General features: G+C 61.6%; 9 protein-coding genes. 7 read left to right on the top strand and 2 right to left on the bottom strand.

The window, feature by feature from the left end; genetic code table 11:
* Positions 1-275 precede the first annotated feature (275 nt).
* The 3 genes from HY011_11365 to HY011_11355 all read left to right on the top strand — a co-directional run bounded on the left by HY011_11365 (position 276) and on the right by HY011_11355 (position 6,536).
* Positions 276-2,729, top strand: coding sequence for an ABC transporter permease (locus tag HY011_11365; GenBank protein MBI3423527.1), 2,454 nt, complete (start codon positions 276-278; stop codon positions 2,727-2,729).
* A 273-nt stretch (positions 2,730-3,002) separates the two neighbouring features.
* On the top strand, positions 3,003-3,848 hold the full coding sequence (locus HY011_11360) for a DUF4097 family beta strand repeat protein (GenBank protein MBI3423526.1): 846 nt from the start codon (positions 3,003-3,005) through the stop codon (positions 3,846-3,848).
* Between the two features lie 252 nt (positions 3,849-4,100).
* Complete coding sequence (locus HY011_11355) at positions 4,101-6,536, top strand: ABC transporter permease (protein ID MBI3423525.1); 2,436 nt, start codon at positions 4,101-4,103, stop codon at positions 6,534-6,536.
* Between the two features lie 97 nt (positions 6,537-6,633).
* On the opposite strand, the gene HY011_11350 is transcribed toward HY011_11355, so the two are convergent.
* Both HY011_11350 and HY011_11345 read right to left on the bottom strand, forming a co-directional pair.
* Positions 6,634-7,071 carry an HNH endonuclease gene (locus HY011_11350; GenBank protein ID MBI3423524.1) on the bottom strand — a complete coding sequence of 146 codons (438 nt, stop codon included), beginning with the start codon at positions 7,069-7,071 and terminating at the stop codon, positions 6,634-6,636.
* On the bottom strand, positions 7,064-7,453 hold the full coding sequence (locus tag HY011_11345) for an STAS/SEC14 domain-containing protein (GenBank protein ID MBI3423523.1): 390 nt from the start codon (positions 7,451-7,453) through the stop codon (positions 7,064-7,066). Before HY011_11345 ends, HY011_11350 begins: the two co-directional genes overlap by 8 nt.
* Positions 7,454-7,531: 78 nt before the next feature.
* Here HY011_11345 and HY011_11340 point away from each other — a divergent pair, with 78 nt between their 5' ends.
* From HY011_11340 to HY011_11325, 4 genes are all read left to right on the top strand, one after another.
* Complete coding sequence (locus tag HY011_11340; GenBank protein MBI3423522.1) at positions 7,532-10,027, top strand: ABC transporter permease; 2,496 nt, start codon at positions 7,532-7,534, stop codon at positions 10,025-10,027.
* Between the two features lie 150 nt (positions 10,028-10,177).
* The gene (locus tag HY011_11335; protein MBI3423521.1) at positions 10,178-12,607 is read left to right on the top strand and encodes an ABC transporter permease; all 2,430 of its coding nucleotides are present in this window, start codon (positions 10,178-10,180) and stop codon (positions 12,605-12,607) included.
* Between the two features lie 332 nt (positions 12,608-12,939).
* The gene (locus tag HY011_11330; GenBank protein MBI3423520.1) at positions 12,940-15,381 is read left to right on the top strand and encodes an ABC transporter permease; all 2,442 of its coding nucleotides are present in this window, start codon (positions 12,940-12,942) and stop codon (positions 15,379-15,381) included.
* 95 nt (positions 15,382-15,476) lie between these two features.
* Positions 15,477-17,945, top strand: a complete 2,469-nt coding sequence (locus HY011_11325) for an ABC transporter permease (GenBank protein MBI3423519.1) — start codon at positions 15,477-15,479, stop codon at positions 17,943-17,945.
* Positions 17,946-17,975: the final 30 nt, after the last annotated feature.

The raw sequence follows: 17,975 nt of genomic DNA, 5'->3' as shown, positions 1-17,975 counted from the left end.
TGCCGAGTACAAGTTAGTTCAAGACGCCGAACACCGGATTCCCTATGCCGGGCGGATTGTAATGCAACGGCTGTCACACGCAAGGGCACACGCGCCAACTTCGCAAATGGGATCGGGCGTTCCCAAAACCGCACAATCGGCGGGCGCGCCACGGCCCAACCGCCGCCGAAAATGAAGCACTTAGGGCAACACATACCTGGCACGGCATTTGGCTCAATGGCGATTTCGCAAAGAAGCGCGTTGCTTCTCTGCTCTGCATGAGTGAAGAGGAAACTATGAATACTTTTTGGCAGGATGTCCGCTATGGCTGGCGCACGTTGCTGAAAACGCCGGGCTTTACCTTGATCGCCATCGCCACACTCGCGCTGGGCATTGGCGCGAATACGGCGCTGTTCAGCGTCATCAACGCCGTGCTCTTGCGCCCGCTACCCTATGCCCAACCGGAGCGCCTGGTCGCGGTACGCAGCACCGATGAACGCGGCAACAGCACGAGCGGCTTCGCTTCGACTTGGCCCGATTTCGTGGATTGGCGCGCGCGGCAAACGACGTTTGAAGGGCTGGCAGCATACAGCAACCGCAGTTTTACCCTCACAGGCATGGGCGAGGCCGTGCGCTTGAACGGCGTGTTGATTACGTCGAATCTGCTCACGCTGTTGCGCACTGCACCGCAATTGGGCCGCCAATTTACGCCCGAAGAGGAACAGCCTGGCGCACACTCCGTCATCCTGAGCCACGGCCTCTGGCAAAGCCGCTTCAACGGCGATCCGCAAATCGCCGGGCGCACGTTGTTGTTGGGCGGCGTCAACTTCACTGTTGTCGGCGTCATGCCGCAGGGCTTTCGTTTTCCAGTCACGGGCGAAACCGCCGAATTGTGGATCAGCGCCGGGCTGGAAGGCGAAGGCCGCGTGCCGCGTTTTGTGCAACGCGGCAATCACTGGATTGATGTGCTCGGGCGGCTCAAACCCGGCGTCACGCTGGCGCAAGCCCAGGCCGAGATGAGCCGCATCGGCGAGCAGTTAGCCAAGCAATATCCCGACACCAATAACAGTGTCGGCGTAATCACAGTGCCTTTCATGAAATTCATCGTCGGTGATGTCAGCGCGGCGTTGTGGACGCTGTTCGCCGCCGTCGGCTGTGTCTTGCTGATCGCCTGCGCCAACGTCGCGAATCTGGCGCTGGCCCGCGCGGCCACACGCCAACGCGAAATCGCCGTGCGGGCGGCACTCGGCGCGCAACGCAGCCGCGTGCTGCGGCAATTGCTGACCGAAAGTATGTTATTGGCAATCGGCGGCGGCTTGCTCGGCGCATTGCTGGCGTTATGGGGCACTGAGGCATTGCTGAAACTCGTGCCGCCGGGTTTGCCGCGCGTCGCCGAGACCACGCTGGATTGGAGCGTGCTCGGTTTCACCTTGCTGGTTTCGCTGTTGACCGGTGTGCTGTTTGGCCTCGCCCCGGCCTGGCAGATGGGCCAAACGATCAAGACCGGCTTGACCACGGCGTTGAAAGACGGCGCGCGTGGCGCGGGCGACAGTGTCAGCGGCAGCCGTTTGCGCAACACGCTGGTCGTCGCCCAGGTTGCGCTGGCCTTTTGTTTATTGCTGGCCGCTGGTTTGTTGCTCAACAGCTTCTGGCGCTTGCAACAGGTCAAACCGGGCTTCGATCCGCACAACCTGCTCAGCTTCCGTTTGCGCCTGCCCGATGCGCTCTACAAAGAACCGCAGCAAGTCAGCGATTTTTATGCGCACCTGACTGAACGCCTCAAAGCCCTGCCCGGTGTGACACAAGCCAGCGCGAGTTTTACCCTGCCGCTCAGCGGCAACAACGCCGATGTCGGACTGGCGATTGAAGGCGAACCGAGCGACCCGAATCGGCCCTTCCCATACGATACCAACCTGCGCATCGTGCAACCGGGCTTCTTTCGCACGCTGGGCATCGAGTTGCTGCAAGGCCGCGATTTCGACGCCCGCGATAAGCGCGGCGCGACCGACGTCGTCATCGTCAACGAAACCCTGGCGCGCCGGAACTTCCCCAACCAAAACCCGCTGGGCCGCCGCATTCAACCCAGCATAGGCGACGACCGCGGCATGCCCTGGCGCGAAATCATCGGCGTCGTGCGCGATGTGCGCCACGCCAGCCTGGGTGAGCCTTCTGGCGCGGAATGCTATCTGGCCCACACGCAAATCCCGCAAGCAGGCATGAGCGTCGCCCTGCGCACGACCAACGAGCCGCACGCACTGGTCGCCGCCGTGCGCAATGAAGTGCGCGCGCTCGACGCCGAGCTGCCCGTCTTTGAGATCAAAACCTTTGAGGAATATCTGTCTGAAGCGGTCGCGCAACCGCGCTTCACGACCTTGCTGCTGTCGCTCTTTGGCGTCACCGCCTTGTTGCTGACGGCGATTGGTCTGTACGGCGTATTGGCTTACAGCGTGACGCAACGCACGCGCGAAATCGGCGTGCGGCTGGCGCTGGGCGCGCAACCGCGCGCTGTTGTCACGCTGATTCTCAAACGCGGCGTGACGCTGACGCTGCTTGGCATCGGATTGGGTGCAGGAGCGTCATTGCTGCTCACCAAGCTGCTGAAAGATTTCCTGTTCGAGGTAAGCGCCACCGACCCGCTGACATTTGCGGCCATCGCAGTGTTGCTGCTGTCCGTCGCGCTGTTCGCCTGTTTTATTCCCGCACGGCGCGCGACCAAAGTAGACCCGTTGGTAGCGTTGCGGTATGAATAGTCCTAGGAAGCGCAGGCAAGATGCCTGCGCTTTCCGTACTGTTCGCGGCGCACAAATTTGGAAACACACGCTCACGCGGGCGGCAAGGCGCGCATTCCGCTTGCGCGAATCTGGGATGCGCCATTCTCGAAAGCGAACACCTCTGCCGCGCCGCTTCACGCGCCGCAACAGGCAATCAACGACTTAGCCCGCGCCTGCTCTGGCACGGCACTTGGCAATTGAAATCAGCTTTTCGTTTTCCGAAAGACATCCAAATTTTTAGGAGGAATCGCAATGCGCAAACTAATTGGCTTCGGAATGTTGCTGGTCGCACTCTGCGGCGCGCGGGTCGTCAACGGGCATCTGGGGCAGCAGGCCCGCGAATTCAACCAGACTGCCGCGCTTGAACCGGGCGGTACCTTGGTGTTTGAGACCGACAAAGGCAGTGTCAAACTGACGGCCTGGGAGCGGCCTGAAGTCGCCGTTTTTGCGCGCATCGAAGCGCCTGAAAACGAAGACGCCGACTATGGCCGCCGCGCCGTCGAGGCCGCGCGTATTGACATCAGCGGCGATGCGCGCTCGCTCACCATTCGCTCGAACTTCGACAACGTGCCGAACAAGACCGAGCATTTTGGCGGCTGGTCGCGCAGCATTCCCCACATCCATTACGAAATCAAAGCACCACGCGCATTGAACCTGCGGCTGAAGGCCGACCGTTCACGCGTCAGTGTGCAAGGTTTCAGCGGGCGACTCACGCTCGAAACCGACCGCACGCCAGTGACGGCGCGCGATTTGACGGGCGACCTGCAAATCAAAGTGGATCGCGGCAACGTGCAACTCGACAATGTGCGCGGCAGTTTGGCGCTGAACACCGACCGCACCGACACGCGCGCCAACGACCTCGCGCTCGAACGCGATTCGCGCCTCAACGTCAGCCGGGGCGAAGCCGAATTGCGCCTCCCCGCCTCGCAAGGCCTTGCGGTCAGCGCGCGCAACGGGCGCCGCGAAACCTTCGAGACCGATTTCGGCATCACCACCCAGAGCTTCAACAAAGAACTGATCGAAGGCACCATCAACGGCGGCGGCCCGCGCCTTTCTGTCGAAGGCGACCGCAGCAAAGTGTATTTGCGGAAGAAGTAGTCAGTAGTCAGTAGTCAGTAGTCAGTAGTAGGCATCCACGGCTTAACTTGGCTCGATTGTCCAAATAAAGCGGCTGCTTTACTTTCTCGCGCTACTGGCCACTGCACTAACTACTAACTATCGGCTACTAACTATCGGCTACTAACTATCGGCTACTAACTACCGGCTACTGACTACTGACTACTGACTACTGACTACTGACTACTGACTACTGACTACTGACTACTGACTACTGACTACTGACTACCTCTTATGAACACCATCCTACAGAATTTACGCTATACCCTGCGCACCTTGCGCAAACAGCCCGGCTTCGCCTTGATCGCAGTGGCGACGATTGCGCTCGGCATTGGGGCGAATACGGCGGTCTTTACCGTGGTCAATGCGACGCTGGCCAATGGGTTGCCGTACCGCGACCCGGAACAGTTGGTGCATCTGTGGGAACGCACGCCGCAAAAAGATTTTTCGCGGCGTGAGGCTTCCTATCCTGACTTTCTGGATTGGCGGCAAAATCAGGCGCTGGCGGGCGTAGCGGCGTATGCGGGTTGCCAGATGATTTTGCAGGGCGGCGCGGCGCAGGAAGCGATTCCCTGCGCGCGCACGTCAGCCAATTTCTTTGCGCTGCTCGGTGTCGAGCCCTTGCTGGGCCGCGCGTTTCGGAATGATGAAGATCAACCGGGCGCGGCGAAAGTGGTGCTGCTTACCTTTGGCGCCTGGCAGCAGCGCTTTGGTGGCGATCCGAAAGTGGTCGGGCAGACGTTGCGCATCAATGAAGAGCCGTGGACGGTGATCGGTGTGCTGCCCGCGTCCTTTCATTTTGCGCCGCGCGGGGCAACGGAATTCTGGGCGCCGCTCGTCCCCGATGAAAACCGTCGCCAACGGCGCGGTATGCACTGGGTCAAAGTCATCGGACGGTTGAAATCCGAGGGCGGGCCGGCTCAGATGCAAGCCCAGGCGCAAGCCGAGTTGCAGACCATCGGCCAGCGTATCGCCGGGCAATTTCCTGAAAGCCATTTGAACACCAGCATCTTCATCGAACCGCTGCAACAGGAAGTCATCGGCAGCGTCAAACCGCTGATGTTCGCCTTGCTGGCGGCGGTCGTGCTGGTCTTGTTAATCGCCTGCGCCAACGTGGCCAACCTCTTGCTGGTGCGTGCCGCCGCGCGGCAAAAAGAACTGGCGATACGGCTGGCGCTGGGCGCGAACCGCGCGACCATCGTGCGCCAGTTGCTAACTGAAAGTTTGGTGCTGGCCGTGCTGGGCGGCGCATTCGGCATCCTGCTGGCGCGTTGGGGCGTGGACGCGCTGATTGCCGCGATCCCGGCCAATGCGTTGAGCGCGCTGCCTTATCTGCGCGGTTTGACGTTGGACGGGCGCGTGCTGGCGTTCACCGGCGGCCTGACGATTCTGACGGGTCTGATCTTCGGACTTGCGCCCGCCTGGCAAGCGAGCAAACCCGCCGTGCAAGCGGCCTTGAAAGAAGGCGGGCGCACTTCAGGCGGCGGCAGCAGACGGTTGCAACATTTTTTGGTGGCGGGCGAAATCGCCTTGGCGCTGGTGTTGTTGATCGGCGCGGGATTGATGATCAAAAGCGCGCTCAAACTCTTGCAGGTCAACCCTGGCTTCAATCCTGACAAACTGCTGCTGCTTTCATTCACGGCCACGGGCAAGCAATACGAAGCGCCCGCCGCCCTGGCGGCCTTTCATCAACAACTGCTGACGCGCGCCGCCGCCGTGCCGGGCGTGCGCGGCGCGGCGACCATAGACGTCGTGCCGCTGACGGGCGGCAACACGTCACGCGGGTATGCCGCCGGACGCGCAATTCCGCCGCCGGATGAACAAACCGAATTCAATTACCGCGAGGCCAGCGCAGAGTACTTCCGCGTGATGGAAATCCCGCTCTTGCAGGGCCGCTATTTCAGCGCGCAAGACAATGCTCAAGCGCCCAACGTCATCATCGTCAATCAGACGCTGGCGCAACGGATGTTCCCCGATCAAACGGCCATCGGGCAGCGCATCGTCTCGCCCGGCAAAGTGGATGAAATCTATGAAATCGTCGGCGTCGTCAGCGATGAGCGCATCAATGGCTTAATCACGCCGATCCGGCCCGTCATCTATCGTCCGTTTTTGCAGGAGGTCAGCCGCAGCGCCGTGTTGTTGGTGCGCACGACCGATGACCCTTTGAAACTGGCTGACACCATCCGCCGCGAATGCCTGGCGGTGGAACCGGGCCTGGTCATCTTCTTCACGCGCTCGCTGGAAAGCCTGGCGGCGAATTTGCCGGCCACCTTCATGCGCCGCTATCCGGCGTTGTTGTTGGGCGTGTTTGCGGCGTTGGCGCTCTTGCTGGCGGCAATTGGGATTTACGGCGTGATGTCTTACACCGTCACGCAACGCACGCACGAGATCGGCATTCGCGTCGCGCTGGGCGCGCAAACCACCGATGTCTTGCGCTTGGTCATCGGCCAAGGTTTTAAGCTGGCGCTGGCCGGGGTCGGCTTGGGTTTGCTGGCGGCCTGGGGATTGACCCGGCTGCTCACAAGTTTGCTGTTCGGCGTCAGTACGACCGATCCGCTGACGTTTGGCGCGTTGGCGGCATTGCTGCTGGCGGTCGCCGCGCTGGCTTGTTACTTCCCGGCGCGGCGGGCGGCAGGTGTGGATCCGCTGATTGCGCTACGCTACGAGTAACTATCTTTTGCTGACGGAGTTTTCCTTGACGGAGAATTGGCGACAGGCCGGTATTTCAGGGCCGGTATTTCAGGGCCGGTATTTCAGGGCCGGTATTTCAGGGCCGGTATTTCACGGGTGGATGTTTGCGAATCAGCAACAGGAGTTTGCGCTGATTGATCACACCAGCCCGATTCAAGTCCAACGCGGCAATGGTGGCGCGGCCAATCGCGGTCAAGCCTAGCATCAGCGTGTAATCGTCGCTCCAGGCAAAATGTTCGTGCCAGTGGTGATTGCGGGGATGAAAAAGCGGCGCCACTGTCTGGGTAAGCGGATCAAGCGCACGGGTTTTGTTGTATTTGAAATTATTGCAGCGCTGGCAGGCGCGCGCGAGATTGCCCGCGTTGCTCTTGCCGCCCGCAATGAGCGGGACGATGTGTTCGTCAGAGAAAGCATCCGGGCCGTAAGCTTCCTGGCAAATGCAGTATTCACAGCAACCCCGCGCACGCTCCTTGACCAGTAGGCGCAGTTTTTTGGGAAGCCGCCGTCTAGTCATGAGGCACGGGTTTGATGCCTAACTGCCGCATCAATTCGTCGGGTGTGACGTTGCGCAACGCGGCCAGGTCAATCAGGTATTTCAACCGTTTGACGCCAAAGGCTTCGGCTTGATCTGTGAGTTGAATCAATTCGGCCAGTTCAGTCTGGGTGATGATCCCGGCTTGACGCCTGTCTATTAACGCATTCAGGCGCTGACGCGCGGCGGGTGGAAGGTCTTGATTGATTTTCCGCAGCAACTTGGTTTCTGCGGCGGAGAGGTTAGGTATTTCCTCGCGCAGTTTGAGCGCGAAGAGTTTGGCGACGAAACGCTCCAATTCCGGTCGCGGCATTTGCAAGGCAGCCTTCAACAATTGGTCGTGTTCAATTTCCAGGTTGGTCATAACGGTCAACTCCTTTGCAGCGGTAGACCGATGATAGGTCAGATTTGACGGCTTGGCGAACCCAAGCATGGGAAAACGATGCAAACGCTCCTACAAGAATTACGCCACGGCGCACGGCGCTTAATCAAAACTCCGGGCTTCAGCCTGATCGCGGTCTGCACACTGGCCTTGGGCATGGGCGCGAATACGGCGATCTTTTCGCTGCTCGATCAAGTGCTATTGCGGCGCTTGCCGGTCGCGCGGCCCGCTGAATTGGTAGTGCTGCGTGCACCGGGGCCGCAACGCGGGCACGTCAACAGCGACGGCGATAGCGCTTCGTCGTTTGCGTTTCCGCTGTATAAACAACTGCGCGAGCAAAACACCGTTTTCACAGGCTTGCTGGCGCGCTTCGCCATTCCGCTGAGCGTCAGCGCGCAGGGGCAAACCGAGCGCGCGGCGGGTGAATTGGTTTCGGGCAATTACTTTGAAGTGCTGGGCGTGCAACCCGCGCTGGGCCGCGTCTTCAGCATGGCCGACGACCAGTTGCTGGGCGCGCAGCCGGTGGCCGTACTCAGTTACGGGTATTGGAAAAAGCGCTTTGGGCAAAACCCGTCCGTCTTGAATCAAACGATCCTGGTCAACAATCACGCGCTGACCGTCGTGGGCGTGGCGCGCGCTGGTTTCAGCGGCGTGCAAGTCGGCCAAACGCCGGAGATTTTCATCCCGCTGACGATGAAAGCGCAGATGACGCCGAACTGGAACGGCATGGAGCGCTGGGACGATTACTGGCTGGCAGTGATTGGACGCCTGAAACCGGGCACGACGGCGACGCAAGCCGAAGCGGGCCTTGCCCCGCTCTATCGCGCCTTGCTCGAAGAACAACTGGCGAATATGAAAGGCGCGGTGGAGCAAGCCTGGCGCGAGCGTTTTCTGGCGAAGCGCATCGAACTTAAACCAGGCGCGCAAGGACGGACGGTGTTGCAGAACGACGCCGGCGCGCCGCTCTATGTTTTGCTGGGCATGGTGGCGCTGGTGTTGTTGATTGCCTGCACGAACGTGGCGAATCTGCTGTTTGTGCGCGGCCTGGGGCGGCAGCGCGAATTGGCGATTCGGCTGGCCTTGGGCGCGAGCCGTTGGCAATTGATGCGGCAAGTGCTGGCTGAAAGCATGCTGCTCAGTCTGGCGGGCGGCGCGCTCGGCTTGCTGGTGGCGGCGTGGCTGAGCGAGGTTTTGATGCGCGCGATTGATGACGGCCAATTGGCGCGCGGGCTTTCGGCGGGGCTGGATGGCCGCGTGCTGCTGTTCACCTTTGGGTTGTCGCTGGCGTCCGGCCTCATTTTCGGACTGGTTCCGGCGTGGCGCGTGACGCGCGGCGATATGACGCCTGCCTTGAAAGACCAATCGGCGGCCACCTCGGCCAGTCACGCGCAAACGCGCTTGCGCAAAGGCCTGGTCGCCGCGCAAGTGGCGCTGACGATGTTGTTGCTGGTAGGCGCGGGCCTGCTGACGCGCACGCTCTGGAATTTGCGCGGCGTTGATTTGGGCTTGCAGCCGCAGCAGTTGCTCACCTTTTCGGTCGCGCCGGAACTGAGCGGGTATGCGCCTGGGAAAACGATCAACTTCACCGATCAGTTGTTGGAAGCACTGCAAGCCACGCCCGGCGTCGAGGGCGTAGCCGTGGCCGAGATTCCCATCCTGACAGACACCGATGTCGGCTCCAACGTCACACCCGAAGGCACGACGGAAGATAGCCAAGTGCGGCGTAACTGGTTGGGGCCGAATTCATTCGCCGCGCTGGGCACGCCGCTCAGCGCCGGACGCGAATTCACACGCGCCGATACCAGCCAGAGCCAGAAGGTGGCGATCCTCAATCAGACCGCCGCCCAGCGCCTCTTCCCCAAGCGCAACCCCATCGGGGCGCGCCTCGCCTTCGGCGCGGGCAACGTCAAACTCGACATCGAAGTCGTCGGTGTGGTCAAAGACAACAAACATTCGAACGTGCGCGGCGAAATCCCGCCCTTTGTTTATCAACCTTACACCCAAAAAGACACGCTGGGCAGTTTGTCGTTTTATGTGCGCACGCGGCAGGATGCCGCCGCCATCATCCCGGCGCTGCGCCGCACCGTGCAGCGGCTGGACGCCAATCTGCCCATTTACGATTTGAAATCCGTCGAAACGGTGATCGCCGAAAACCTGGTCGGCGAACGCCTGGTCGCCTTCCTCTCGCTCTGTTTCGGCGTGCTGGCGACACTGTTGGCGGGCATCGGGCTTTACGGCGTGCTGTCCTATTGGGTCGTCCAGCGCACCCGCGAAATCGGCATCCGCATCGCGCTGGGCGCGGCGCCGGGCAGTGTGCGCTGGCTGGTGCTGAGCCAGGGCCTTTGGCTGACCCTGCTGGGCGTAGCGTTGGGCGCGGTGGGCGGCTTGGCGCTGGCGCGTTTGCTGGGCAGTTTGCTGTACGGCGTCGGCGCGGCTGATCCCCTCAGCTTTGTGATCGCGGGTTTATTGCTCGCGGCAATTGCCCTGCTGGCGTGTTGGCTGCCAGCGCGGCGGGCGACCAAGGTAGACCCGCTGGTGGCGCTGCGGTATGAATAGCTGCGATGCAAGGAGTGGTGGCGACCAGGCTGTTCGACAAGCTGCCAGCTTGTCGAAGACCTGGCTGTCAGCCCAGTGGTTTTACGGCCACGCCTCGACAAGCTGGCAGCTTGTCGAACAACCCAACGCGGCGCTCGCTCAGGAACAATTATGCAAACACTTTGGCATGACATTCGTTATGCGTTGCGCACGTTCAGACAGAATCCGGGCTTTGCGCTCATCGCTGTGTTGACGTTGGCATCAGGCATCGGCGCGACGACGATTATGTTCAGCAGCGCGGACGCCACGCTGTTGCGGCCTTTCGCGTTTCCCAATCAGCCGCGGCTGGTCGTGCTGTTTGAACGCAAGCTGGCGGCGGGCATCACGCAGGCCTCGGTTTCGCCGGGCAATGTGATCGAGTGGCGCGCGCAGGCGCAAACGCTGCAAGAAGTCATCGTCATGCGCAACCGCCAGTACACGCTGAAAAGCGCCGGGCCGCCCGAACGTTTCACCAGCTACGGCGTGTCGGCGGCGTTCTTTGACGCGCTGGGCGTCAAGCCGCTGCTGGGGCGCACCTTCAAGCCGGGCGAAGACGAGCCGGGGCGCGAGCGCGTCGCCGTGCTCAAACACAGTTTCTGGCAAGAGCATTTCGGCGCTGATCCAAACATCATCGGCAAGCAAGTGCTGCTGGACGAACAGCCCTTTGAAATCGTCGGCGTGATGCCCAAAGAGTTCGAGTTCCCCTTTGGCGGCGGCGATCTGTGGACGCCCTTCGTCATCGAACCGGAACAGCGGCAGGAACATAACAATCATTACTTGCGCGCGCTGGCGCTGCTCAAACCGGGCGCGACCGTGGCGCAGGCCAATGCCGAGTTGCAGACCATTTCTCAACGCCTGCAACAACAGTTCCCCAAAGGCGAAGCCGGGCACGAAGCCTTTGCGGTGACGTTGAATGACGAATACACACGCGTCGCCAAAATGTACGTGCCGATCATGGCTGGGGCGGCGCTCTTTGTTTTGCTGATCGCCTGCTCCAACGTAGCGAACCTGTTGCTGGCGCGCGGGGCGGCGCGGCAAAAAGAAATGGCTGTGCGGCTGGCGTTGGGCGCCACGCGCTGGCGCATCATTCGCCAACTGCTAACCGAAAGCGTGCTGCTGGCGCTGGCGGGCGGCCTGCTCGGCGCGCTGCTGGCGAGTTGGGGCATCGAAGCGCTGATCAGAGGCATTCCGCCCGCGATGTCCAAATTCATTCCGGGCTGGAGCAATCTGGGTTTGAGTTACAGTGTGCTGGCCTTCACCGCGCTGATTGCATTGCTGACCGGCGTGCTCTGCGGACTGGCTCCGGCGTGGCAGGCGGCCAAAGCCAACCTGAATGAAACCTTGAAAGAAGGCGGTGGCAAAGGCGCGGGCGGTGCGGGGGCGCGCTCGCCCTTGCGCAGCGCGTTGGTCGTGGCGGAGGTCGCGTTGTCGCTGGTCTTGCTGGTGGGCGCGGGCTTGCTGGTGCGCAGCTTTATTCACCTGCTGCACACCGACCTGGGTGTCAAACCTGCCAGCGTAGTGACGATGCAAGTGAACCTGCCGCGCGACCAATATACGACCAACCAGGCGCGCCGCGATTTCTTCGAGCAACTGTTGCAACGGATCGCGGCGCTGCCCGGCGTGCAAAAGGCCGGCGCAGTGCACGCGCTGCCGATGGGTGGCAGCAACGACGGCAACAGCTTCCAGCTTGTGGGCCAACCCGCCTTTGAAAGCGGCAAAGAACCGCACACCGACTTCCGCATCGCCACGCCGGAGTACTTCGCCGCCATCGGCACCGAGTTGCGGCAGGGCCGTTTGTTCAATGCGCAAGACGACACGCAAGCGCCGCGCGTCGTGCTGGTCAACGAAGCCTTTGCCTCACGCTTCCTGCCCGGCCAGGCGGCGCTCGGCAACCGCATGACGCTGGGCAACAACACCGCGCAACCGCTGGAAATCATCGGCGTTGTCGCCAACGTGATGAACGATGATCTGGATGATCTGGCCGAACCGGGCATTTACATGCCCTTCGCGCAATACCCCACGCAGGCGCTGAGCCTGGTCGTGCGCGCGCCCAATGCCGAGTCGCAAATCGTGCCGGGCGCGCGGCGTGAACTGGCCGCGCTCGATGCGACGTTGCCGCTGACCACAGTCAAACCACTGGCCGAAATCATTCACGAACGCCGTTCGCCGAAAGAGGTAATGATGTGGATGCTGGTCTGTTTTGGGCTGCTGGCTTTGGCGCTGGCGGCAGTCGGGACTTATGCAGTGATGGCTTATGCCGTGACGCAACGCACCCACGAATTCGGCGTGCGCCTGGCCTTGGGCGCGCAAACGGCGGACATTTTGAAACTGGTGTTGCGGCGCGGATTGGCGCTGGTGCTGTTGGGCATTGCGCTGGGCTTAGCCGGGGCATTCGCTTTGACGCGGGCGCTGAGGCAATTTCTGTATGGCGTGGCGGCGACCGACCCGTTGACGTTTGGCGGCGTGGCGTTGTTGCTAGCGGCGGCAGCGTTGTTGGCTTGTTACATTCCGGCGCGGCGGGCGACGCGGGTTGATCCGCTGGTGGCGCTGCGTTGTGAATAAGATTGGGGCTAGGGGCTTGTGGGTTAAGGATTAGCAGTACCAGTAATTCGGAAGTGGTTAGCCCCAAGTCCCTAGCCCCTAGCCCCGCTTTCAGGAGCTTCCATGCAAACACTCTGGCGCAAACACTCTGGCGCAAACACTCTGGCGCAAACACTCTGGCGCAAACACTCTGGCGCAAACACTCTGGCGCAAACACTCTGGCGCAAACACTCTGGCAAGACCTGCGCTTCGGCGCGCGCATGTTGAGGAAGCAGCCCGCTTTCACGCTGCTTGTCGTTGGCACTTTTGCACTGGCGTTTGCTAAAGCATAACAACTCATCAGGGAGACAGCGATGGAAAGTTTATGGAAAGACGTGCGTTTTGCCGTGCGCAGTTTGCTCAAACGGCCTGGCTTCACGTTGCTTGTGTTATTGACGCTGGCGCTCGGCATTGGCGCGAACACGGCGATTTTCAGCGTCGTCAATGCCGTGCTGCTGGCGCCGCTGCCATATCGGCAGCCCGAACAACTGGTGGTGCTGGCGGCGAAGAACGACAAAAAAGGCGTAACCCAACAGCCCGTTTCATATCCGAACGTCAAGGACTGGAAAGAGCAGAATCAGGTCTTTGCGCAACTGGCCGGGGTGCGCGGCGAATCGTTCAGCTTGACGGATCGCGCTGAGCCGGAGCGCGTCGCCGGGCTGCGCGTCAGCGTCAACATTTTGTCGTTGCTGGGCGTGCAGCCGGTGCTGGGCCGCGATTTTTCGCCTGAAGAAGAACAGCCGGGGCGGGAGAGAGTCGCGCTGATTGCTTACAACCTGTGGCAACAACGGTACGCGGGCAACCCGCAGTTGGTGGGGCAAACGCTGAGCCTGGATGGCAAGGCCTACACTGTGATTGGCATTCTCCCGCGCGGGTTAAAACAGCCGGGACTGACGCTGCCCAGCGTGCCGCCGTCGGGCGCGGATGTCTGGATTCCGCTAATTCCGGCAACCAGCGAACAAAACCGCAACTTCGCCAATATACGCGTGGTTGCGCGGCTGAAGCCGGACGCGACATTCGCACAAGCGCAAACGGAAATGAACGCGCTCGCCGCCCGGCTGGAACGGCAATACCCCGGCATCAACACAGATTTGGGCGTAGAGGTGACGCGCTTGCACGATCATTTGACCGGGCGGGTACGGCGCGCGTTGTGGGTCTTGCTGGGCGCGGTCGGTTGTGTGTTGCTGATTGCCTGCGCCAATGTGGCGAATCTGCTGCTGGCGCGCGCGCCGGAACGGCAAGCCGAAATGGCGCTGCGGGCGGCGCTCGGCGCAACCCGTTGGCGCTTGCTGCGGCAGTTGCTGTGCGAATGTCTGGCGCTGAGCGTGACGGGCGGTTTACTGGGGTTGATGCTGGCGGCCTTTGGCGTGCCGCTCTTGACCGGGTTGAGCGCCAGCAGCATCCCACGCGTCGAAGAGATCGGCATCAGTTGGCCGGTGCTGGGCTTTACGTTATTGATGGCCTTGTTGACGGGCGTCATTTTCGGACTGGCGCCCGCGCTGCAAACGTCAGGCATTCAACTGGTCGCGGCCTTGAAGGAGGGCAAAAAGGGCAGCCTGGGCGGCGTGCGTGCGCGGCGCTGGCTAAATGGCTTGGTCGTGGCCGAGTTGGCGTTGGCGCTGGTGTTGCTGACTGGCGCGGGGTTGATGCTGCGCAGCTTCCGCGCGGTCAACGCCGTTGAGCCGGGTTTCGATCCGCACAATTTGCTGACCTTGGCGGTGCCGTTGCCAACTGGCAGTTACAAGGAGCAGGCGCAGCAATTGCAGTTTTACGAACGCGCGCTGCCGGCGTTGAAGCAGTTGCCGGGTGTGCTGGCGGCGGCGGGCGTGTTTCGCCTTCCGGTCACCGGCTTCGCCACGAGCATCTTTACCGTGCAAGGGCAGCCGGTCGCGCCGGGACAAGAGCCACAAGCGGATTACCGCACGGTGAGTTTCGATTATTTCCGCGCCATCAAGATGCCGCTGGTGCGGGGCCGCGACTTTACCGAACGCGACAACGCCCAGGCCGCCGATGCCGTGATCATCAACGAAGAATTGGCGCGGCGTTTCTTTCCGAATGAAGACCCGGTGGGCAAACGCCTGCAAGTCGGCGAGGAAAAGACGCGCTGGCGTGAGATCGTCGGCGTCGTCGCCAATGCCAAACTGGCGGGTTTGGAGGCCAAGACCGACCCGGCGATCTATCTGCCCTTTCCGCAAAACACCTGGCCGAACGCCTTGCGCAACAGCTTCCTGATCGTGCGGACGGCGGGCGATCCGAATCAGTCTCACGCGGCGATTCGGGCGGCGTTGCGCGCAATTGATCCGGCGCTGCCATTGGCGCAGTGGCGCACGCTGGAAGAGATTCTGGCCGAATCGCTCGCCGCGCGGCGTTTCAATACGGCCTTGTTGTCAGTCTTTGCGCTCATCGCGGGCGTGCTGGCGGCGGTCGGCATTTACGGCACGATGTCGTATCTGGTGACAGCGCGCACACCGGAACTCGGCTTGCGCATGGCGCTGGGCGCGCAAGGCCGCGACGTGTTGCGGCTGATCGTCGGGCAAGGCGTGTGGCTGGTGGCGCTGGGCGTAACGAGCGGACTGCTGGCATCGCTGGCGCTGACGCGGCTGCTGGGCAATTTGCTGTTTGGCGTGAGCGGAACGGATGGGCTGACGTTCACGGCCATGGCGGTCTTGCTGGCGGCGGTGGCGCTGCTGGCGTGTTACCTTCCGGCACGGCGCGCGACCAAGGTAGACCCGTTGGTCGCGTTACGGTGTGAATAAGATCGGGGCTGGGGGCCAGGGGCTGGCAGTAGCAATAATCCGTATGGAGCCAGCCCCTAGCCCCTAACCCCTAGCCCCACTTTCTGGAGCTTTCGATGCAACCACTTTGGCAAGACTTGCGCTACGGCGCGCGAATGTTGATGAAACGGCCCGGCTTCACCTTGATTGCCGTGCTGACGCTGGCGCTAGGGATCGGCGCGAATACGGCGATTTTCAGCGTCGTCAATGGCGTGTTGCTGCGCCCGCTGCCCTTCAAAGAGCCGCGGCAGTTGGTGCGCGTCTACACTGAATTCCCCACCATGAACTTGCGCAAGTTCTGGGTGTCGCCGCCAGAGTTTTTAGACATTCAAAGAGAAGCCAAGTCTTGGGAATCCATCGGCGTGTGGTCGGCGGGCGGCGTGAATGTGGCAGCGACAGGCGAGCCGTTTCGCGTGACCTCGACACGCCTGACGCGCAGCCTGCTGGATACGCTGGGCGTGTCGCCGCTGCTGGGTCGCAGCTTTGTGGCTGAAGAAGAGCGCCCAAATGGCCCGCGCGCGGCCCTCATCGCGCACAGCCTGTGGCAACGGGCATTTGGCAGCCAGGCCGACATCATTGGCAAACAACTGCGCATCAACAACCAACCCTTCACGGTCGTCGGCGTGATGCCGCCAGGGTACGCGTTTCCGCCCGGCACCAACGATCCGGCAGAAGTCTTCGTGCCCTTCCAATTCGATCCCGCCAATCCGGGCGGACGCGGCAGCCACTTCCTCAATGTGATTGGCCGTTTGAAGTCCGGCGTGAGCATTCAACAGGCGCGCAACGAAATCGAAAATCTCGAAGCCGGTTGGAGAAGCGAGAACCGCGCCCAGCATTTGCTCAGTTCCCCCAGGCATCCGGTGTTGATGTTCCCGCTGCACGATGATGTCGTCGGCGGCGCGCGGCCCGCTGTGCTGATGTTGCTGGGCGCAGTCGCCTTTGTCTTGCTGATTGCCTGCGCCAATGTCGCCAGCCTGTTGCTGGCGCGAGCCGAAGCGCGGCATCGCGAATTCGCCGTGCGCTTGGCGTTGGGCGCGGGGCGCGGGCGTATGCTGCGGCAGTTCCTGGCCGAAGGCGTGTTGCTGGTGTTGCTGGGCGTGCTGTTTGGCGTGGGGCTGGCCCAATTCGGTTTGAAAGTGATTATGGCCGCCGCACCCGACAGCGTGCCGCGCACGGGCGAAATCGCGATTGATCTGCCGGTGCTGGCTTTTACGCTCGGCGTGTCCGTGCTGGCGGTATTCATCTTTGCGCTGGCCCCGCTGGCGCAGTTGCGCGAGCACAATCTGGCCGGTTGGCTGCACGGCGCGAGCTTGCGATCCACCAGCGGAGGGGGCAGCGGCAGTCAGATGTTGCGCAAAGGTCTGGTGATTACTGAAATCGCGCTGGCGGTGATTCTGGTTGTCGGCTCAGGTTTGATGATTCGCGCCTTCTGGAAATTGCAAAACGTAGAGTTGGGCTTCAACCCGTTGCACACACTCTCCTTCAACTTGTCGCTACCTTCGAGCGCCTATCCGCCCGCGGTTGAACAGCGTTTCTCGCAATCGTTGGTCGAGAAACTTTCCGCCTTACCCGGTGTGCAAAGCGCCGCAATGGCGGGCGGGTTGCCGCCGCTGCGCCCGATTAACGCCAACGACACGATGATCGAAGGTTTCATCTCCACGCCCGACGGCCCGGCGCAAAACGTGGATTACTGGAACTACGTCAGCGAGGATTATTTCAAAACGCTGGGCATTCGTTTGCAAGCCGGGCGCACCTTTGATCTCGCGGACCGCAACGAAAGCGCCCAGCGCGTCGTCGTCATCAATCAAAACCTGGCACGGCGATTCTGGCCCAATCTTAAAGACAGCCTTATCGGCAAACGCCTCGCTCCCGGTGGGCCGGGGCAGCCCAACTGGTTCACCATCATCGGCATCGTCGAAGACACTAAAAACATCGGCGTGGACAAACCCGCCGGCACCGAACTTTACTTTTTAGATCAACAGGTCAACACGCTGTTCAACGGCATCAACAATCGCAGCTTCGTCTTGCGCGTCGCGGGCGACCCGCTGCAAGTGGCGGGCGCGGTGCGCGCCGCTGTGCGCGAACTTGACCCGTCGCTGCCGCTCTATGACTTAAAACCGCTTTCCGATTTAGTCGCCGACGCGCTGGTCAGGCCGCGCTTCCTCTCGCTGTTGCTCGGCGCGTTTTCAGTGATGGCGTTGACGCTGGCCGCCGTAGGGATTTATGGCGTGATGTCTTACGCCGTCTCGCAACGCACGCCGGAAATCGGCATTCGCATGGCGCTGGGCGCGCGTTCGACCGACGTGCTGAAGATGGTGCTGGGACAAGGTTCCAAACTGGCTGTCGCCGGCATCGGCATCGGGTTGGCCGGGGCTTTTGCGCTGACGCGCGTGATGTCTACGTTGCTGTTTGAGGTCAGTGTGACCGACCCGCTGACGTATGCCGCCGTCGTCGCGTTGCTGGCGGTCGTGGCGTTGTTGGCGTGTTGGGTGCCCGCGCGGCGCGCCACGAAGGTTGATCCATTGATCGCGTTGCGCAGTGAGTAAACCAATGAACCTGGGTACGCAGCGCTTCCA

The sequence above is a fragment of the Acidobacteriota bacterium genome, from assembly GCA_016196035.1.
Classification (GTDB): domain Bacteria; phylum Acidobacteriota; class Blastocatellia; order RBC074; family RBC074; genus JACPYM01.
Note: the sequence above shows the minus strand (reverse complement) of the source record. Positions and strands in the feature narration are given on the sequence as shown.

Excerpts from the sequence above, each read along its gene's own strand:
- HY011_11365 (MBI3423527.1), top strand. The coding sequence starts at position 276 with ATGAATACTTTTTGGCAGGATGTCCGCTATGGCTGGCGCACGTTGCTG.
- HY011_11360 (MBI3423526.1), top strand. The coding sequence starts at position 3,003 with ATGCGCAAACTAATTGGCTTCGGAATGTTGCTGGTCGCACTCTGCGGC.
- HY011_11355 (MBI3423525.1), top strand. The coding sequence starts at position 4,101 with ATGAACACCATCCTACAGAATTTACGCTATACCCTGCGCACCTTGCGC.
- HY011_11350 (MBI3423524.1), bottom strand. The coding sequence starts at position 7,071 with ATGACTAGACGGCGGCTTCCCAAAAAACTGCGCCTACTGGTCAAGGAG.
- HY011_11345 (MBI3423523.1), bottom strand. The coding sequence starts at position 7,453 with ATGACCAACCTGGAAATTGAACACGACCAATTGTTGAAGGCTGCCTTG.
- HY011_11340 (MBI3423522.1), top strand. The coding sequence starts at position 7,532 with ATGCAAACGCTCCTACAAGAATTACGCCACGGCGCACGGCGCTTAATC.
- HY011_11335 (MBI3423521.1), top strand. The coding sequence starts at position 10,178 with ATGCAAACACTTTGGCATGACATTCGTTATGCGTTGCGCACGTTCAGA.
- HY011_11330 (MBI3423520.1), top strand. The coding sequence starts at position 12,940 with ATGGAAAGTTTATGGAAAGACGTGCGTTTTGCCGTGCGCAGTTTGCTC.
- HY011_11325 (MBI3423519.1), top strand. The coding sequence starts at position 15,477 with ATGCAACCACTTTGGCAAGACTTGCGCTACGGCGCGCGAATGTTGATG.